This is a genomic window from Fibrella forsythiae (genome assembly GCF_017353175.1).
In the GTDB taxonomy this organism is placed as follows: domain Bacteria; phylum Bacteroidota; class Bacteroidia; order Cytophagales; family Spirosomataceae; genus Fibrella; species Fibrella forsythiae.
Window position 1 is genome coordinate 717,864 of record NZ_JAFMYW010000001.1, and the last position, 19,340, is coordinate 737,203.

The following is a 19,340-nucleotide window of genomic DNA, read 5'->3' on the forward strand; positions in this document are numbered from 1 at the left end:
TTCTGTAGTTACTAACCATGATTCCTAAAACCTATGCCTACCTCCCGTTCATCCAACTTATCACGCCGAACATTTACTGTCGGACTAGCAGCAACTGGCCTACTTGGCCACACAATTGCTCGGGCGGCAGCTGGTCTTCTGACGCCCGTCCCCCCTACTCCACCCACCAACAAACTGGTTGTTTATCAGATAGTTACACGGCTTTTTGGCAACCAGCAAACGGCGAATAAACCCTGGGGAAGTCTGGCTGAAAACGGGGTTGGCAAATTCAACGACATTACGGACAAAGCCCTTCAGGAAATCAAAAAAATGGGGGTCTCGCACGTTTGGTACACGGGCGTCATTGAACACGCGACCATGACGGGCTACTCATCGCTAGGCATTGCAAATGATAATCCGCTTGTGGTAAAAGGTCGTGCCGGCTCACCCTACGCCATTAAAGACTATTACGATGTAGACCCTGACCTGGCGGTCGATGTCAGAAAACGGATGGCTGAGTTTGAGTCGCTGGTGAAACGCTCGCATGCCAACGGGTTGCAGGTGATCATCGATTTTGTACCGAATCACCTGGCACGCCAGTATAGTTCGGATGCTAAACCGGAAGGCGTTCAGGATCTGGGGCAAACCGACGACACAACGAAGGCCTTTGACCCGCAAAACAATTTTTATTACCTCCCCGACCAGCCTTTTCAGCCGCCCGCAGGTACGTTGGTCCCCGAAGGAACGATCGCTCCGGATTACGAAGAAAATCCGGCGAAGGCTACGGGTAATGATGTGTTTAAAGCGCAGCCTGACAGTAACGACTGGTACGAAACGATCAAGCTCAATTACGGTGTTGATTATCAGAACGGCCGGAAAACGTATTTCGACCCCATTCCGGGAACGTGGATCAAGATGCGCGATATTCTGCTCTTTTGGGCAGCAAAGGGCGTCGATGGGTTCCGGTGCGATATGGCCGAAATGGTACCGGTCGAATTCTGGGGTTGGGTAATTCCGCAGATTAAAGCCAGTAGGCCCGCCCCGGTGGTATCGGTGAAGCCCTCCAGGCCATCGGGCGCTACCGGGGCGCCTTCGGGTGTTAGTGCCGCACCCACTTACGCACCCCTTGTTTTCATTGCCGAGATTTACAACCCGCAACAGTACGCCAATTACATCGAGACAGGAAAATTCGACTACCTCTACGACAAGGTTGGCCTGTATGATTCTGTTCGGGCACTCATGGAGGGGAAAGGTAGTCCCATTGCCATTTCAAGAGTTTGTCAGGGCGAATCAGGTACGTTAGGCAAGCACATGCTTCGTTTCCTGGAAAACCATGATGAGCAACGTATCGCGGCAACACAATTCGCCAACGACCCCTGGACGGCTGTGCCGGCCATGACGCTGTCGGCCACACTACAAACCGGGCCGGTTATGGTCTATGCGGGTCAGGAAGTGGGCGTAAAACCAATCCAGGCAGAAGGCTTTCAGGGCGACGATGGACGAACCACCATCTTCGATTACTGGGGTATCCCTGAATTCCAGGCCTGGACAAACGGCGGTGCGTTCGATGGCGGCAAATTAACCGCCGACCAGAAAAAGCTGCGGCAGTTCTACGTCCAGCTAGGTCAGCTGGTCAACGCCAGCGAGGCCATTAGGAACGGTGCGTTTTATGATTTGCAACAGTATGGAAGGCCCGAAAAACTTTTCAGCTACCTGCGGTATTCGGCCAAACAGAAACTTTTGATCGTCTGCAACTTCGACCGGCAGGAAACGATACGTACGCAACTCCAAATTCCAGCTGATGTATGGAAAGCGATGAAGGTTGTCCCAAAGAAAACCTACACCTATCGTGATATTTTCCTGACGAAAACTACGATTACGGCAGGCCAGATTATTCCTGTAACCGTGCCGCCACTAGGTGCACTGGTGCTAACGATCTCGTAGGTACGTTGCGCTTAAGCGCCCCATCCACGCTAAACGCAAGAGGCCATTTCCTTCGGGAAATGGCCTCTTATTGGTATAATTGGCAGTAAGCTTACATCCCGCTTTGCTGTACTGTCAAATCGTCAACGGCCATAAGCGCCTTATTTGCGCTTTCCGGGTTCACAAACACCAGGTAGAGCTTATGCATACCCGATGTTGGCTTTTTGAAGGGAATACTAACTGGTCCTGCCGTTCCCACAGACACGTCGGCGTCGCCAAGCAAGGGCCCCGTCGGCGAATCAGTACGTACCTCTACTTTACCACCTGCCGACATGCCGGCTCTGGTCATTACTGAAGCACTCAGGCCCGAAATGCCCGTCAGGTCGATATCATTATACACCAGGTAACTGCCACTTTTCGTAGCAATAGCTACGTCATTGCCAGTTGGCATCTTCACGGTTGAGATGTCTTTCTTTCCATCGTAATTGATCGCCTTGAATTTCGGGCTACGGAGAGCCACCGACTTAACCTGAGTCAGAGGGCCAATTTGACCGTTACCCCGATCGGTGTAGGTCGCCGTCAGAATGTATGACCCGTCTTTTGTATGATCCTGGGTCATATAGTTACCCTGCAGGGGGTGTTTATCTGCCACTTTCGTGTCGGCCAATGACTGAATGTAGCGGACCATGTCTTCAGCTTCTTCGATTTTAAGTTGCGGGTGAGCGCTCATGGCTTGTTCGCCCCATACGCCACCACCACCACTAATGATCTTCTGCGCCAGGGCACGTACCCGCGTGGCACTTCTGTATTTTTTGGCCACATCGATATACGCTGGTCCGATCGATTTGCGCTCGATGGCGTGGCAGGATTTACAGTCGTTCAGTTCGATCAATCGTTTACCGGCCGTATAACCCAGGTTTGCCTGGTGCCCTTGTGCCAGCATGGTTTTATCAAAGCCTTCCACGTAGTTGATCGTCATCGTAACATCTTCAGGGTTAATGCCTTTTGCCAGCGTACCGTCTTCTTTATCGGCTACGGCTGTCTGGTAAGCAATTGGCTGTTTGGGGAAGAAGAACGTTTTATTTCCCTTAACGGCCAGGTCAACCTTTGGCATGTCGTTACCCACCTTAACCGTCACTGTCTGCGTGGCTTTATTTCCAGCGGCATCGGTCACGGTCAGTGTTGGTGTGTAGATTCCCGGTTTGCTGAAAGTCATGGTTGGGTTTGCCTGCGTGCTGCGCGCCATTCCCTTCCCGAAATCCCAGTTGTAGGTAAGCGCGTCGCCATCATAATCCATCGTTCCCTTGGTTGAGAAGGTTACGGCAAGCGGGGCGGCTCCAACCAGTTTATTGGCCGACGCAACCGCTACCGGGCGGCGGTTTCCGGCGTTGTAGGTGATACGCGACAGACGGGCATCGTCATTGGCAGCAAACCAGTTCTGGCCATATTCGAGCGTGTACAGGCTACCATCCGGCGCAAACTGCATATCGATAACGTGCGAGAACTTCATGTTGGGGGCAAACCGCTCCATCTTCACGAAATCCCCTTCCGGCGTCATGGTTACAGGGTTGATCCAGTCGCGCATCCAGTCGTAGGCAAAGAATTTTCCATCGTAAGCACGGGGAAACTTCACCTTCGAGTCGGCAGCGTAGTCGTCGTAGTAATAAACCGGGCCGCCCATGGCATTACGGCCACCTTTTCCAACGATCGCGCCGAATTCGGGCGAATCGGCATAAGGATAGTAGATGAACGCTTTCTGAGCAGGTGGCAATTCATTCAGGCCTGTGTTGTGGGGCGAATTGTTGACGGGTTTAGCCGGATCATAGGCCATGCCCCTTGAGGTGCTGTCTTTGAAATCGAAAACGTCATACGCCCTGTTATCGGCTACAAACATTGGCCAGCCAAAGAACCCGGCTTTCCGGGCCTGGTTCATTTCGTCATGGCCGCGGGGGCCGCGTTTCGCCCGGTTTTCACCAGCATCAGGGCCAACTTCGCCCCAATACAGAAAACCAGTGCGCTGGTCAACAGCAATCCGGTATGGATTCCGGTTCCCCATCACATAAATCTCCGGCCGGGCCTTGGGATTACCCGTAGCAAAAAGGTTTCCTTCCGGAATGGTGTAACCGCCGTTACCGTTTGGCGTAATGCGAAGAATTTTTCCGCGCAGGTCGTTCGTGTTCGACGACGTGCTGAGTGCATCCCAGCCCTGGCGACCTTCCCGGTTGTCGGAAGGCGAGTATCCATCTGAATTAAATGGATTGGTATCGTCTCCCGTCGACAGGTACAGGTTACCCTTCCGATCCCAGGCAATAGACCCACCCGTATGGCAGCAACCCGTCCGTTTAACAGGTACGCGAAGCAGCACTTTTTCAGTATTCATCAACAACGTGTCACGCGCGTCGTCGTAAGTAAACTGCGACAGGTGCTGGGCAGTGTCGGCACCAAATACGGCAGCATCGGGTGCATAATAGAGAAACAGCCGTTTGTTTGCTGCGTAATTCGGATCGACGTTTACCCCCATCAGACCGTACTCAAACTTGGTGTAAACCGGCATCCGGGCCACGATCTTGGTCTTTTTCGTCGTGGGGTTATACACCTTCAACAGCCCTTTGCGCTCGCCAAACATCACTTTGCCACCCGGCAGTACAACCAGTTCGGTTGGCTCATCCAGGCTGCTAACCATTACTTCGCGCTCGAAGCGATTTTCTTCAGGCGCAGGCATTGATTTGGCTTTGGCATAGTCCAGCGAAGTGGCCATAACAGATTGCAGACCGCCCAGCAGGTGCTTCAGGAAAACCGGATTGGCATATGTCTCGTCGGGGTGACCGAAATTGGTGTAAAACGCTTTCCCACCGTCGTAATCGTGGTACCAGGCCATTGGGTGATTATCGCCCATCTTGCCGTCCTTATACGTCTTCTCATCAATCTTTACGAGCACATTGATGGCCGGATTGACGTTTTTGAAGTCATAAAACTCATCTTTGATCTTCCAGCGATCAGGAAAACCAAACATCGACGCATTGTTTTTATTCACGGCATAGGCCTCACCCTCCTGCACGTTCGGGTTACCGGGGTGCGATGCGAACTGAGCTCCGGCCAGTTTATTATACCAGGCCCAGTCATATTCTGTGTCGGCGGCAGCATGAATACCAACGTACCCACCGCCCGACTGAATATAACGCTCGAAATTAACCTGTTGGGCATCGTTCAGAACATCACCGGTTGTACTCAGGAAAACCACGGCGCCGTATCGTTTCAGGTTATCCTCTGTAAATTTCCCGGCATCTTCCGTGGTATCAACGGCAAATCCGTTCTGTTTGCCCAATTCCATCAATGTACGTTGACCCGTTGGAATTGACTGATGACGGAAACCCATAGTACGCGAGAAAACGAGTACCCGTTTGGCCGTTGGCGACTGCGCCTGTACGTTACTACCAGGTACGTATGCAGCAGCTAATAAGCCGCCAGCCACGGCTATGGTTCGCCCCAGTCGGCGCGTACCGATCAGGCGCTGGTAAAGAGAAGGTGTATACATGAAGTGAAGACGTGCTTTAAAAAGTAAAGACAATCAGGATTGAAAACTATCTACTGCTATAAGGAATAGTCTTCGCTACTTTACCCTCCTAACCGGCAAGCTGGCTGTGCAGGATACCCAGGTGACCAGCACCAAACGATGAGAAGCCCAACTCGATGGCTCGGCGGCTCGAATTGGGCTTCTCATCTTACTTGCTTTGGTGCTTCAGCGCATAATCATCAGTGTTCCTTTGAAGCTTCGTTGGCCATACAGTATGGTGTAATAATAGACCCCTGCCGGATAATCGGGCGCGTACCAGCGGAATGCCCGATCGACTGAATCGAAGACCGATTTTCCCCAGCGATTGTAGACCGTAACGCGCTCGAACCGTTCCGTACAGGTTTCCACAGGTACGTTCATAAGCCCGAAATAATCGTTCTTACCATCGTTGTTGGGCGTGATCGTATTCGGAATCTTCATCTCGTCGTAGTTGATCTCCGGCGTTCTCACCTTCAGCACGACACTGGTGGTATCTGTATTTTTAGGCTGGCAGCTTCCGTCGGTATTGGCGAAATCGAGCGTGAACGTAGCCTCACTTTTTCCCTGGAGCGTTGCGCAGGTAGCTTGCCATGAGAAAGGCGATTGCAACTCAGGTCGCCCCGTTTTGTTAGTAAACACCATGCCTGCACTCGCCAGATTGAAGCCTCTGCCTGTACCTGTCAGTTTCAGGGTATCGCCTTTGTCCGGGTCATTGCCAAAAACGGTAAACCGAACACCACCTGCGGCCGTATCTGCGGGGGTAACTACCAGTTCAATGACTCGGCTGGCCAACGAGGTTCGTATACTGGGCGGTTGGCTGGCCACGCCTTGCGCTGTCAGCCGAACGGTGGTCGTATCGCGGCGTTCGGTAGTACATTTTTTATTGATCGCGATAAAATCAACGAGGTATTCGGTGCGGGTAGCCTGCGAACAGGTCGGTTTCCAGACAAACGGGCTCGACACCGTAGCGGTCCCTGATTTGGGGGAGAACGACATACCGGCGCTGGCCAGATCGAACCCCCGCCCAACTGCCTGAATTGTTACGGCTCCGTTCTGCGAATCCTTACCGATCCCATTGAATGTCAGCGACGTACCTACGGTTACGGTTGTCTGTCCGTTTCGCAGATCAGTGCTGGCGGCGGGCTTTGTTGCCACCGTGGCATTTACCAGCACCTGAATATTTATGATCGAGGTCAACCCCTGCGGGCAACCGTCGTCCGTTGCTTTTATTTGCAGCGTCACAGCTTTCCCATTGTTATACAAGGCGCAGGCATCGAAGCAGAACTGGGCCGTTGTGGTATCCCGACCGGTTCTCGACACCAGCACACCTGGCGTAATGGCCAGGCCCGATAATGATCCGCTTCCGTTCGCGATCGAGATCGTCTGGTTGGCGTTGGGGTCAGTCACGTAAAGCGTCAGGCAGGCGTTATCGGTGTCATTTAAGGTCAGGAGTGTACCTTCTTTGTAAAAACCACTGGCTCCCTGTGCTTTCATCAGCAGTACCGGCGGGTCATTCACGGGGCAATCGATCGCTTTCAGCTGGTAATCGCGCCGGACTCGCCCAATAGCAACGCCTTTTCTGTATTCGACCACCTCAACCGAAAACACGTAAAGGCCCGCCCGACTGGCCGTAACCGTCAGAATACCTGTCCGGGGATTGACTTGCAGCGGAATACTTCCCGGAATGGCATTGGTAGCCGAATACCCTGAACTCCAGTTGACAGTCGGGTACGGACCGGGATTAAACATAGGCGGAATGAGTTGGGTACCGATGCCCGGAATCGGGTTGTTCTTGTCGCTGAACCCGTTGTAGGGCGTCACCATCGTATAAACCAGGCTGTCACCGTCGGGGTCTTTGGCCGAAAAGTCAAACGTGAACGGGCGATTCAGGCAGATGTAATCGCCTTTGGGCGTGTTAAAAACAGGCGATGAATTATACAGCGGCGTTGATGTGGCCGAGATAGCCGGAAATTCCAGATAAAACGCGTCGGCAGCATCGCCAGGCAGATTGATGTTGACAATACCCGCGTTCCGGCAGCAGCGCTCCCAGGAAATGTAGTAGCCACCCGGATCATTAAACGCCTGCGGGTTCAGGGTAACATCAATGCCGTATCGAATAAGGCGTGTACTTTGCGTCGCCTGCGTGCAGTTGGGCAGTGTGGAGGCAACAAGTGACGAACCAGTCTGAGGCAACACAATACCAGACAAAAAAGCGTTGTCACGCTTCCGGAAAACGCCAAGCGAAACCGTGGCATCTTCGGCCCCCGGATTACCCGTCAACTGGTCGAAGTACAGGTTCAGGTTGATCCGGTGCGTATAGGCTCGTCCGGTGCCCAGGTATTGTAATTCTATTTCGCCACCGACAATATGGGTGGCCATCACCATTCCCGGCAACAACCCGAACAGGCCAACGAAAAGCAGGAAATGAAAAAATGAACGGTATTGTTGAGTCATACAAATTGGGGCAGGGTACACTTGGTCCGATAACGGATGCTTAATTTAGCGGTTTATCTCGAAATAAGCGTCTATTGAAAGGAGCCTAACGGCTACTGCTTTCAAGGAAAGTACTATAAATCAGCTACTTGTTAGTAGTCACATCCAGCAGGTCATTCCAGCGACCTCATTTTTTAATGCGCCGTCACAAACACAAACAACCCCAGCTCATTGCCAACCTCCTGGTAGCCGACGTGGCCGCCGAAGGAAAGTGTATTATTAAAACCGACGAAGGTGTCATCTTTGTGGAAGGCCGGCCCGGTTATCCGATGCCTGCCCCCGGCGATATCGTTGATGTTAAAATAGTCAATCAAAAGAAGCAGTATCGCGAGGCCGTCGTTGAACGGATCGTTACACCTTCTGAGGTACGTACCCAGCCGTTCTGCGAACATTTCGGTATTTGTGGGGGCTGTAAGTGGCAGCACATCCAGTATGCCGAACAGCTTCGCTTCAAGCAGCAGCAGGTCATTGATCATCTTACGCGGATTGCCAAGGTTCCGTTGCCGGAGTTTCAGCCAATTGTTGCCGCCGAACCCACGCAGTATTACCGCAACAAACTGGAATTTACCGTGGCCGCTGGTCGCTGGCTGACGCAGGCAGAAGTAGACGCAGGCGAACGTATGGACTTCCGCGCCGTTGGTTTCCACGTACCAGGCCGGTTCGATAAGGTGCTGCCCATCAATCACTGTTATTTACAACCCGATCCATCAAACGATATTCGGCTGGCGGTTTCCGATTATATGTTTGCCCATAACCTGGCGGCCTATAACCTGAAAACTCATGAAGGCTACCTACGCACGCTGATTATCCGCACCGCCGACACCACCAGTCAGGTGATGGTAACGATGCAGGTGGCACAGGATCACCCCGACACGCTGGCCGCCCTGCTCGATCATCTGCGCGAGCGTTTCCCGCAGATTACGTCGTTGAACTACATTATTAACAAGAAGAAAAACGACAACTACGGCGATCAGGAGGTGATTAACTACGCCGGCACGCCCTACATTGAAGAAACGATGGTGTCGTCGCCCAATCATCCACCCTTGACGTTCCGGATTAATGCGAAATCGTTTTACCAGACCAACGCTATTCAGGCTCACGCACTGTACAGCATCGCCCGCGACATGGCTGGCCTGACCGGCAACGAACTGGTATACGATTTATATACGGGCACGGGCACCATCGCCCTCTTCGTTGCCCGCGAAGCCAGGTACGTTGTTGGCGTAGAATACGTTGAAGCGGCCGTAGCCGATGCGCACGTTAACGCGGAGGTGAACGGCATCACGAATGCCTCCTTCCACGCGGGTGATATGAAATTGCTACTGACCGACGAATTTTTCGCCCAGCACGGTCGACCCGACGTGGTTATTACCGACCCGCCCCGCGCCGGTATGGACGAGGCCGTTGTTCGCCAGTTACTGAAAGCGGGCCCCCAAAAGATCGTGTACGTCAGCTGTAACACCGCCACCCAGGCCCGCGATATTGCCTGGCTCGACGAAGCCTACCGCGTTGAAGCCGTACAACCCGTGGATATGTTCCCCCACACACACCATGTTGAGAACGTGGTATTACTAGTGAAAAAATAGTTTACTGTCCTCTGTCTTCTGTTGCTCTGCTCAATCAGGAAACGTACCTGTTCGGAGCAACAGAAGACAGAGGACTGAAAACAGAAGACAGTTAGTTATGACCCTACTCACACCATCTGCCTGGCCTGATTATGAACTGATCGACTCGGGCGATTTCATGAAACTCGAACGATTCGGGGCGTATGTGCTGGCCCGGCCGGAGCCACAGGCCATCTGGGACTGTTCGCTCTCGGAAGCGGAATGGGAACGGCAGGCCCACGCTACCTTCCGCCGCGACAAGCAATCGCCGGAGCGCGGCGACTGGCTTCGGCTGAAACCAATGCAGGACCCCTGGACGGTTCGGTTTCGGCAACAGGGTCTGGACCTGACCTTGAAACTGGCGCTTACCTCCTTCAAGCACGTTGGTCTGTTTCCTGAACAGGCAGCCAACTGGACATACATCCACGATGCAGTAAAGGCATTGCCCGTTGAGAAACCACGTGTATTGAATCTGTTTGCCTACACAGGCGGATCATCGTTGGCCGCTCGTCAGGCAGGAGCCGACGTTACGCACGTTGATTCAGTAAAGCAGGTAATCTCATGGTCACGCGAGAGTATGGAGATGAGTAAGCTCGACAACATTCGCTGGGTGGTTGAAGACGCCGTGAAATTTGTGAAGCGCGAAGAACGGCGGGGCAATACCTACCACGGCATCATCCTGGACCCACCCGCCTACGGGCGCGGCCCCGACGGCGAAAAATGGGTACTCGAAGAACAGCTCAACGGCATTCTGAAGACCTGCGCTGCCCTGCTCGATAAGCAGAACTTCTTCTTCATCATCAACCTGTATTCGCTCGGTTTTTCGGCACTGATCCTGGATAACCTGATGGCACAGTGCTTCGGCAACCTACCCAACGAACAGTCTGGCGAGCTTTTCCTGACCGATTCACACCAGAAACGCCTCCCGCTGGGCGTTTTCTCTCGTTTTTCTTCCGTAGATTTGTAGGAATAAGTTTACTGTTTACAGTCTTCTGTTTTCAGTTGCGCTGAAAACAGAAGACTGTAAACAGTAAATAACAACAAACGTCAATTGCTTTGGGGACATTTTGCGGTACATATTGATCCTGCTGGTGGTAGCCACCCTGGCGTCGTGCAGTAGCGGCGACCGGCGGCTTTCGCGCATTCCACCCCTCCCCCAGGCCTCAGACAGTGTCCAGACGGCAAACACCCTCCGGGCGCTCACTCGTGCCATTAATCAGTCGTCGTCTGCCACTGCCTACGCCAAACGGGCCGTATTGCTCCTGTCTGTAGGTCGAACGGCCGAGGCGCTGGAGGATATTGACGAGGCCATTTCCCGAAACAACAGTACCGGTTTTTTCTTTCTGGTTCGGGCGCAGGTGATGCGTGCTCAGAACAAACCAGCGCGCGCATTCGATGATGCCCAGCGGGCAGAAATTCTGGGCATCAATTCGCCCGAATTGTTTACGCTAATCGGCGATGTACTGCAACAACAGGCACAATATCCGAAAGCGCAGTTGTACGTGGCCAAGGCATTGCAAATGGCCCCCTACGACGGAGAAGCACACTTTTATAGCGGGCTGATGGCTGCCAAGCAGGGAGACACCACCAGAGCACTGGCGCAATATCAGCAGGCGTTGCAGTTGAAACCGCGCTTCCTGCCAACGTACAACCAGTTAACGGCTGTATACCGATCACTGGGTGATTTGAACACGGCGCTGGTGTATAATGAGCGGGCTATGCACTATTTTCCGGTCAATGCTGAGTTGCTGTTCCAGCGGGGCATGATCTACCAATATGCCGGCCGGGCAGACAGCGCGTTGATTGCTTACCAGCGTACCGTCAGCCTGCAACCCGATTACGTGCAGGCTTACTTTCAGGCTGGTCTGATTTTTGACCGTTTCCATAATTATGGACAAGCACTAGCTAACTTCGAACAGGTACAAAAACGGAAACCAACATTCCCCCATATTGATTTTTATGTTGGGCATGGAGCCGAGATGACCTACCAGTGGGACCGTGCTTTAGCGCAGTATACCAGCGCCTTACAGAAAGATCCGAACGATCAGCTTGCCCAATTTGGCTTCTGGCGCGTGCAGAAAAGGCAGCAGCAGGCAACCTCATCGTACAATGATTATTTACTGAATCCAACATCACCGGAAACGGGTTTATTGCAGGCTCCATCAACCCGAACGCCCGGCGGGCGTACACTTGACACCAGCCGGATCCGTATCGCACCGATACAGCCCCGAACCCGCATCCGTTCGATGAACGATTCAACATTTAAAGTAAAACAAATTGATTAAATCAGTTTACAGTTTTCTGTTTACTGTATTCTGTTGCTCCGCTCATTTAAATGAACGTACCCAGGCAGCGCAACTGAAGACAGTAAACAGAAAACCGTAAACACAAAGAATATGACAACTCAGGATATACAATTACAGGTGGCATTGCCCGATGGCAGTGTTCGCGAGTACCCAGCCGGTTCGTCGGGGTACGACGTGGCCCTTGGTATCAGCGAGGGACTGGCCCGCAATGTACTGGCCGCTAAAGTGAACGGGAAAGTGCAGGATGCTACCCTGCCCATCGACCTACCTGCGGATGGAAAACCCGTTTCTGTGCAGTTACTGACCTGGAACGATCTGGAAGGAAAATCAACGTTCTGGCATTCATCAGCCCACTTACTGGCCGAGGCTCTGGAATCGCTGTATCCGGGCATCAAATTCGCCATCGGTCCACCGATCGAGAATGGTTTCTATTATGATGTTGATTTTGAGGGCAAGCACTTCTCGCAGGACGACTTCAAGAAAGTTGAAGACAAGATGCTTGAACTGGCACGGCAGAAAAATACGTATGTACGCAAGTCGGTGAGCAAAGCCGATGCTATTGCGTACTTCGAAGAAAAAGGCGATCCATACAAAATTGACCTGCTGCAGGGGCTAGCCGATGGCAGCATTACGTTCTACACGCAGGGCAACTTTACAGATCTTTGCCGGGGGCCACACATACCGAACACGGGCTTTATCAAGGCCGCTAAGCTGATGAACGTGGCAGGTGCCTACTGGCGCGGCGATGAGAAGAACAAGATGCTGACCCGCATCTACGCCATCACGTTTCCAAAACAGAAGGAACTGGAAGAGTACCTGACCCTGCTGGAAGAAGCCAAAAAGCGCGACCATCGCAAACTGGGTAAAGAACTCGAACTATTTGCCTTCTCGGAAAAAGTAGGTCAGGGCTTGCCACTCTGGTTGCCTAAAGGCGCGATCATTCGCGAAAGGCTCGAGAACTTCCTTCGCAAAGCGCAGGTACGTGCCGGGTATTCGCCCGTGGTAACGCCGCACATTGGCAGCAAGCAGTTGTACGTTACGTCGGGCCATTGGGAGAAATACGGTGAGGATTCCTTCAAGCCTATTCTGACCCCTGATGTGGGTGAGGAGTTCCTGCTGAAGCCGATGAACTGCCCACACCACTGCGAGATTTACAAGACGAAGCCCCGCTCCTACCGCGACCTGCCCCTGCGGCTGGCCGAGTTCGGAACGGTATACCGCTACGAGCAATCGGGTGAGCTTCACGGACTGACGCGGGTACGTGGTTTCACCCAGGACGACGCCCATATCTTCTGCCGCCCCGATCAGGTAAGCGAAGAGTTTATGAAGGTGATCGACCTTGTGCTCTATGTATTCAAGGCACTGGGATTCAATGACTATAGTGCGCAGGTATCGCTTCGTGACCCTGATAATGGTACCAAGTACATTGGCTCCGACGAGAATTGGGAAAAAGCAGAAGCGGCCATCATCAACGCAGCGAACGAGAAAGGCTTACCTACCGTTATGGAGAAGGGCGAAGCTGCTTTCTACGGTCCCAAGCTTGATTTTATGGTGCGCGATGCCCTTGGTCGGAAATGGCAGTTGGGCACCATTCAGGTCGATTACAACCTGCCTGAACGCTTCGAGCTAGAGTATACTGGCGCCGATAACCAAAAGCACCGGCCCGTTATGATTCACCGCGCTCCCTTTGGTTCTATGGAGCGTTTCATTGCGATCCTGATCGAAAACACAGCGGGGAATTTCCCACTCTGGTTGTCGCCTGATCAGATTGCCGTGCTGCCTATTTCGGAAAAGTATGAAGCATACGCCAACGAGCTTTTCCTAAACTTGCAGGAGAATGATATCAGAGGTTTCGTGGATGTGCGTGACGAAAAAATTGGCCGCAAAATTCGCGATGCTGAAGTAGCAAAAGTACCCTTCATGCTTATTGTCGGCGAGAAAGAGCAGGCAGAGGGCCGGGTATCTGTTCGCCGGAAAGGTGAAGGCGATCTGGGTAGCATGACCGTCGCCGAATTTACAGCCCTGTTTCAAGAGCAAGTAAAAGTTTAGTCGCAGTTTACAGTGGCAGTAGGCAGTTGCTTACCCGAGTCAGACCAGGACCGTACGCAATTGCCTGATGTCACTCTAAACTTTTAGTAACACAATACGTTTACCAAACCAACAAGTAGTCACATTAACCAAACCATATGGCATTACCCCAACGGAGACCACCCCGTCGCGTGGTGGAAGAACCCTACCGAATTAATGAACGCATCCAGGCTCGCGAGGTGCGTGTTGTCGGCGAAAACGTCGAGCAAGGCATTTTTGGCATTCAGCAGGCATTGGCCATTGCCAAAGCTCAGAGCTTAGATCTGGTGGAGATTTCACCAAACGCGACCCCTCCGGTTTGCCGCGTCATCGACTACTCGAAATTCAAGTACGAGCAGAAGAAGAAGCAAAAAGAGATTAAGTCGAACGCCCAGAAAGTGGTGATCAAAGAAATCCGTTTCGGTCCGAACACGGATGATCACGACTTTGAATTCAAGCTGAAGCATGCCCTGACATTCCTGAAAGAAGGGGCTAAGGTGAAAGCCTACGTTCACTTCGTTGGCCGCTCGATCGTGTTCAAGGACCGGGGCCTTCAGATTCTGGAACGCTTCTCGAAAGGACTCGAAGAAGTAGGCAAAATTGAGCAGGAGCCCAAATTGGAAGGCAAACGTATGATCATGTTCCTTGCCCCCAAAGCGGTGCAGGTGAAGAAATAACTGAAGGGAGGAAAGGGAGAAGGGAGGAAAGGAGAAAAGGGCTGCGCTCAGGTACGTTATGTATCGGAGTTACCTTTTCTCCTTTCCTCCCTTCTCCCTTTCCTCCTTTTGTTGTACCTTTGCGGCCTGTTTATTTAACGCGACCGGCGTACCGGCCCAATTCAATCATGCCAAAGCAAAAAACCAACTCGGCTGCCAAAAAGCGTTTCAAGCTGACCGGCACCGGAAAAATCAAGCGGAAGCACGCCTTCCACTCACACATTCTGACCAAGAAAACCACGAAGCAGAAGCGTAACCTCGTTCACTCGTCGACCGTACACCCGACGAACGAGACCCGCATCAAAGCGCTTCTGGGCCTGTCTTAGTCTATTTTTTTCGGTTATCTATTTCACCCGACTCAGGGCAACCAAGAGGAAGCTAATTAAGAATTAAAGATTAAGAATTGACCCATCTGGCAACCATTCTTACTTCTACGTTATTGATTCTTAAATCAAAACCCGCCCGCGTCAAAAAAAGCAACCATTATGCGTTCAGTCAATCACGTCGCCTCACGGGCACGTCGCAAGAAAATTTTAAAACTGGCCAAAGGTTTCTATGGCCGTCGTAAAAACGTTTGGACCGTTGCCAAAAACGCGGTTGAGAAAGCCCTGGGCTACTCATACCGTGACCGTAAAGCCAAGAAACGCGATTTCCGCGGCCTATGGATTCAACGGATCAACGCAGGTGCCCGCCAACACGGAATGTCATATTCTGTATTCATCGGCGCCCTGAATAAATCAGGTATCGAATTGAACCGGAAAGTACTGGCCGATCTGGCTATGAACCACCCGGAGGCGTTCAAAGCGGTTGTTGACCAGCTTAAATAAACAGACCTTCTTACTGCAAAACCCCGACTGAATCAGTCGGGGTTTTTTGTTTGCCGTTTGGATGCTCAACCAGAGCTTTCTTATAAAACTGGAGCGGCCCATCGGGCCACAAGATTGGTAGAAAACGGCGGGGCGGTATATAGTTTACGTCCCGTTAAGAACATGATATCAGTTTTAGCTCGCTTATGTACTACGTTTCTACAACCTTTGTTTTCAGCCCTACGCGGGGTTCCCCTTCTTTTGGTTTACCCAGCAGGTATACATCGATCTCGGTCTGGCCCACGCGGAATACCTGCCGGTCGGTAAGGGTCGTTTCCAGGTACGTCTTCAGCTTCTGAAACTGGTCGGCTTTGGCTTTTTCTTCATCGCCAAACCAGTCTTCTATCGTCACAACTGGCTCCCAGAACTCGGCTTCGGTGATCTCATCCACATAATTGGATGGCGGCAGCATCAGCCAGTCTTTGATGTGACTGACCGTGAGGGGCTCAGCCATACGCAGGTACGTATCAACGGGCTCCAGCGGTTCGTCAGACTCGCTGGGATACAACAAATCGGTTAAGAGCGGGGTTACCTCTTGAACGAAAGAACTTGTTTCTGGCTCAGATTGAGCTTTTATGTTCGGTTCAGGTACGTTACTATCTGCTGAGTCGGTCGTCATAGGAGTGAATTAATCAGGTGCTGTAAAGTAACAGTATAGCGTCGATTATTCGCAGTTAAGAATAAACCACATTATTGCTCCAGATGTATTCTGCAACTCTGTGCTAAGCATTTATCCTCAAGTTGCTACATTTGGTAGCTAAACGAAGTCTAACCAATAGTCCATTCTTTTCCCAACCAAGATCATGTTCGAGACCTTAATGAACCTTGTCCAGCAGAATGCGGGCAGTGCAATTGTAAACAATCCAGCCATTCCGAACCAGCATAATAATACCGCTATGGAAACGGTCGTACAGAGCATGCTGGGTGGCCTTACACAGCAGGCACAGGGCGGTGGCCTGGGCAACCTGCTCGGCATGGTAGTAAACGGCGGCGGTAATATTCAGGACAATCCGGTAACGCAGGGTGTTCAGCAGAACGTTGAGCAGGGCCTGATGGAGAAACTGGGCATTTCGCCACAGGTGGCAATGTCAATTGCCGGAGCGCTGGTACCCGTTGTACTGGGCAAGCTGATGCACAAAGCCGCTGACCCGAACGACTCAAGCGTAGATGGCAACACCATTTTGGGTGCAGCTACCGGGCAACAGGGTACTGACTGGATGGGTATGGCCGGTTCTGCCATGGCCGACGGAAAACTGGACATGAACGACCTGATGCGCGTAGCAGGTAGCCAACTTGGCGGCGGTGCAGGTGGCCTCGGCGGTATGCTGGGTGGCCTGTTCGGCGGCAAGTAAGCAGTTGCAGCAGGCAGTACATCGCCCTACTTTGAAACGGTATAAAAAGCCCGTGGTTTCGACTGCGGGCTTTTCTTATGCCCTATTGTGCAGGTCCCCAAAGCAACGTACCCGGACGGGCATACTGCCAACTACTACTGCCACCTGCCCCCACCCCCTGTCATTCCGGCCCGTTACGTTGAATTTAACTGCCAATCTGTCACAAAATCGAACAAAAAAGTCGACTGGCATTTTGCTTGATGTAGGAGTGGTAATCGGTTGCTTTGATAGGAATCGAACGATCATTAACCACAGCATAAACTCTAAACAGCATCTGACTGTCGCGCCTGGCGCGGCGGTCCAATTAACCAAATATGGGAAAGATCATAGGCATTGACTTAGGCACCACCAACTCGTGCGTGGCCGTGATGGAAGGGAACGAGCCCGTTGTTATTCCAAACAGCGAAGGCCGTCGTACCACACCATCGGTAGTGGCGTTTATGGACAACGGCAATGGCGAGCGTAAAATCGGTGACCCCGCCAAACGTCAGGCCATTACGAACCCGCAAAACACCATTTCATCGATTAAGCGGTTTATGGGCAAGCGTTTCAACGACGTTGCCAACGAAACCAGCCAAATGCCGTACACCGTTGAGCGTGGTCCAAACGACACCCCTCGCGTACGCATCGGCGATCGTCAATATACTCCTCAGGAGCTTTCGGCGCTGATTCTGCAAAAGATGAAGCAGACGGCCGAAGACTATCTGGGCCAAACTGTAACGGAAGCCGTTATTACGGTTCCTGCTTACTTTAACGATGCTGAGCGTCAGGCCACCAAAGAAGCTGGTCAGATTGCCGGCCTCGACGTGAAACGGATCATCAACGAGCCAACAGCGGCAGCCCTTGCCTACGGTCTTGACAAGACTAGCAAGGACATGAAGATCGCCGTATTTGACCTTGGTGGCGGTACGTTCGATATCTCGATCCTGGAACTGGGTGATGGCATCTTCGAAGTAAAATCAACTGACGGTGATACGCACCTTGGTGGTGACGACTTCGACCAGGTGATCATCGGCTGGTTGGCGCAGGAGTTCATCAACGACGAAAACATTGATCTGCGGAAAGACCCAATGGCGCTTCAACGCCTGAAGGAAGCCGCCGAAAAAGCGAAGATCGAATTGTCGAGTTCATCGTCAACAGAGATCAACCTGCCTTACATTATGCCCGTTAACGGCATACCCAAGCACCTGGTGCGTACGCTGACCCGGGCGAAGTTTGAGCAACTGGCTGATTCACTGATTCAGCGGAGCCTGGAGCCTTGCCGCCGCGCGCTGAAGAACTCAGGTCTGAGCGCCAGCCAGATCGACGAAGTGATTCTGGTAGGTGGGTCAACGCGGATTCCGAAAGTGCAGGAAGAAGTAGAGAAACTGTTTGGCCGCAAACCATCGAAAGCCGTTAACCCCGACGAAGCCGTAGCCATTGGCGCTGCCATTCAGGGTGGCGTACTGACGGGTGAAGTAAAAGACGTACTGCTGCTCGACGTTATTCCGCTGTCGCTGGGTATCGAAACCATGAACGGTGTGTTCACCAAAATGGTAGAGGCCAACACCACGATTCCAACCAAGAAAACGGAAACGTTCTCAACGGCGTCTGACAACCAGCCTAGCGTAGAGATCAACGTCCTGCAGGGCGAACGTCCGATGGCGGCTCAGAACCGCCAGTTAGGTCGGTTTATCCTGTCAGACATTCCACCAGCACCACGTGGCGTACCGCAGATTGAGGTGACGTTCGACGTAGATGCCAACGGTATTCTGAACGTAACGGCCCGCGACAAAGGCACCGGTAAAGAACAGAAGATTCGGATTGAAGCCAGCAGTGGCCTCACCGACGCTGAAATTACCCGGATGCGCGAAGAAGCGAAAGCCAATGAAGCATCGGATAAGGCGGAACGCGAAAAAATCGAGAAAGTGAACAGCGCCGACTCGATGATTTTCCAAACCGAGAAGCAACTGAAAGACTACGGCGACAAACTGTCGGCTGGTAATAAAGAAGCCATCGAAAGCGCCCTGACGCAACTGCGTTCGGCTCACGGTTCACGCGACGTGGCCGCGATTGACACGGCGATGGAAGCGATCACCGCTGCCTGGAACGCTGCTTCGCAGGAAATCTACGCGGCCACACAAGGCCAGGATGGCGGGGCCAACCCAATGGATGGTTTCGGCGGACAACCCGGCGGTGGCCAGCCAAACGGCGCGCAGAACCAGCCTACGGACGGTGACGTTTCAGACGTTCCTTACGAAGAAGTGAAGTAATGTTTTAACTCTGTCAGGTCTCAGAAAGACATAACAGGGTTAAAAGCCCCTGCTAAGTTAGCAGGGGCTTTTTTTTCGCTGGATAGGTTGGCGATATTCGTGATTGATCGCAGACAGACGGTAAGGGTTGGCCTGTTTTCGCTTTACTGGGTACGTTACCAGCTGATCGCCACTGCGATGCCAGACAGTA

At 52.4% G+C, this 19,340-nt stretch carries 13 protein-coding genes; 10 read left to right on the forward strand and 3 right to left on the reverse strand.

What is annotated here, in order from left to right; translation table 11 throughout:
• The first annotated feature begins 33 nt into the window (after positions 1-33).
• Positions 34-1,923 (forward strand): alpha-amylase family glycosyl hydrolase, encoded by a 1,890-nt coding sequence (locus J2I46_RS03585; protein WP_207327555.1) that lies wholly within the window; start codon positions 34-36, stop codon positions 1,921-1,923.
• 91 nt (positions 1,924-2,014) lie between these two features.
• Here J2I46_RS03585 and J2I46_RS03590 read toward each other — a convergent pair whose 3' ends face one another.
• Both J2I46_RS03590 and J2I46_RS03595 read right to left on the reverse strand, forming a co-directional pair.
• Positions 2,015-5,437, reverse strand: a complete 3,423-nt coding sequence (locus tag J2I46_RS03590; RefSeq protein ID WP_207327556.1) for a ThuA domain-containing protein — start codon at positions 5,435-5,437, stop codon at positions 2,015-2,017.
• A gap of 204 nt (positions 5,438-5,641) precedes the next feature.
• Complete coding sequence (locus tag J2I46_RS03595) at positions 5,642-7,909, reverse strand: T9SS type B sorting domain-containing protein (protein WP_207327557.1); 2,268 nt, start codon at positions 7,907-7,909, stop codon at positions 5,642-5,644.
• Positions 7,910-8,085: 176 nt separating this feature from the next.
• On the opposite strand from J2I46_RS03595, the gene rlmD reads away from it, so the two are divergent.
• From rlmD to rplT, 7 genes are all read left to right on the forward strand, one after another.
• Positions 8,086-9,534 (forward strand): 23S rRNA (uracil(1939)-C(5))-methyltransferase RlmD, encoded by a 1,449-nt coding sequence (gene rlmD, locus J2I46_RS03600; RefSeq protein WP_207327558.1) that lies wholly within the window; start codon positions 8,086-8,088, stop codon positions 9,532-9,534.
• A 97-nt stretch (positions 9,535-9,631) separates the two neighbouring features.
• Positions 9,632-10,519, forward strand: a complete 888-nt coding sequence (locus J2I46_RS03605) for a class I SAM-dependent methyltransferase (RefSeq protein WP_207327559.1) — start codon at positions 9,632-9,634, stop codon at positions 10,517-10,519.
• A 100-nt stretch (positions 10,520-10,619) separates the two neighbouring features.
• Positions 10,620-11,837 (forward strand): tetratricopeptide repeat protein, encoded by a 1,218-nt coding sequence (locus tag J2I46_RS03610; protein WP_207327560.1) that lies wholly within the window; start codon positions 10,620-10,622, stop codon positions 11,835-11,837.
• Between the two features lie 111 nt (positions 11,838-11,948).
• A complete protein-coding gene (thrS, locus tag J2I46_RS03615) occupies positions 11,949-13,907 on the forward strand; it encodes a threonine--tRNA ligase (protein ID WP_207327561.1) in 1,959 nt (652 codons plus the stop codon).
• A gap of 137 nt (positions 13,908-14,044) precedes the next feature.
• Positions 14,045-14,602 (forward strand): translation initiation factor IF-3, encoded by a 558-nt coding sequence (infC, locus tag J2I46_RS03620; RefSeq protein WP_207327562.1) that lies wholly within the window; start codon positions 14,045-14,047, stop codon positions 14,600-14,602.
• Positions 14,603-14,769: 167 nt separating this feature from the next.
• The gene (rpmI, locus tag J2I46_RS03625) at positions 14,770-14,967 is read left to right on the forward strand and encodes a 50S ribosomal protein L35 (protein ID WP_207327563.1); all 198 of its coding nucleotides are present in this window, start codon (positions 14,770-14,772) and stop codon (positions 14,965-14,967) included.
• 156 nt (positions 14,968-15,123) lie between these two features.
• On the forward strand, positions 15,124-15,468 hold the full coding sequence (rplT, locus tag J2I46_RS03630) for a 50S ribosomal protein L20 (protein WP_310588994.1): 345 nt from the start codon (positions 15,124-15,126) through the stop codon (positions 15,466-15,468).
• Between the two features lie 190 nt (positions 15,469-15,658).
• Here the strand turns inward: rplT and J2I46_RS03635 are convergent, their stop codons facing one another.
• A complete protein-coding gene (locus tag J2I46_RS03635; RefSeq protein WP_207327565.1) occupies positions 15,659-16,126 on the reverse strand; it encodes a nuclease A inhibitor family protein in 468 nt (155 codons plus the stop codon).
• A 184-nt stretch (positions 16,127-16,310) separates the two neighbouring features.
• Between J2I46_RS03635 and J2I46_RS03640 the strand changes: the two genes are divergently transcribed.
• Complete coding sequence (locus J2I46_RS03640; protein WP_207327566.1) at positions 16,311-16,859, forward strand: hypothetical protein; 549 nt, start codon at positions 16,311-16,313, stop codon at positions 16,857-16,859.
• A 353-nt stretch (positions 16,860-17,212) separates the two neighbouring features.
• Positions 17,213-19,150: a molecular chaperone DnaK gene (dnaK, locus tag J2I46_RS03645; RefSeq protein ID WP_207327567.1), complete on the forward strand. Its 1,938-nt coding sequence runs from the start codon at positions 17,213-17,215 to the stop codon at positions 19,148-19,150.
• Positions 19,151-19,340 lie beyond the last annotated feature (190 nt).

Coding starts and splice junctions, on each gene's coding strand:
- rlmD (WP_207327558.1), top strand. CDS start 8,086: ATGCGCCGTCACAAACACAAACAACCCCAGCTCATTGCCAACCTCCTG.
- J2I46_RS03605 (WP_207327559.1), top strand. CDS start 9,632: ATGACCCTACTCACACCATCTGCCTGGCCTGATTATGAACTGATCGAC.
- infC (WP_207327562.1), top strand. CDS start 14,045: ATGGCATTACCCCAACGGAGACCACCCCGTCGCGTGGTGGAAGAACCC.
- J2I46_RS03585 (WP_207327555.1), top strand. CDS start 34: ATGCCTACCTCCCGTTCATCCAACTTATCACGCCGAACATTTACTGTC.
- rpmI (WP_207327563.1), top strand. CDS start 14,770: ATGCCAAAGCAAAAAACCAACTCGGCTGCCAAAAAGCGTTTCAAGCTG.
- J2I46_RS03640 (WP_207327566.1), top strand. CDS start 16,311: ATGTTCGAGACCTTAATGAACCTTGTCCAGCAGAATGCGGGCAGTGCA.
- J2I46_RS03590 (WP_207327556.1), bottom strand. CDS start 5,437: ATGTATACACCTTCTCTTTACCAGCGCCTGATCGGTACGCGCCGACTG.
- J2I46_RS03595 (WP_207327557.1), bottom strand. CDS start 7,909: ATGACTCAACAATACCGTTCATTTTTTCATTTCCTGCTTTTCGTTGGC.
- dnaK (WP_207327567.1), top strand. CDS start 17,213: ATGGGAAAGATCATAGGCATTGACTTAGGCACCACCAACTCGTGCGTG.
- J2I46_RS03635 (WP_207327565.1), bottom strand. CDS start 16,126: ATGACGACCGACTCAGCAGATAGTAACGTACCTGAACCGAACATAAAA.
- thrS (WP_207327561.1), top strand. CDS start 11,949: ATGACAACTCAGGATATACAATTACAGGTGGCATTGCCCGATGGCAGT.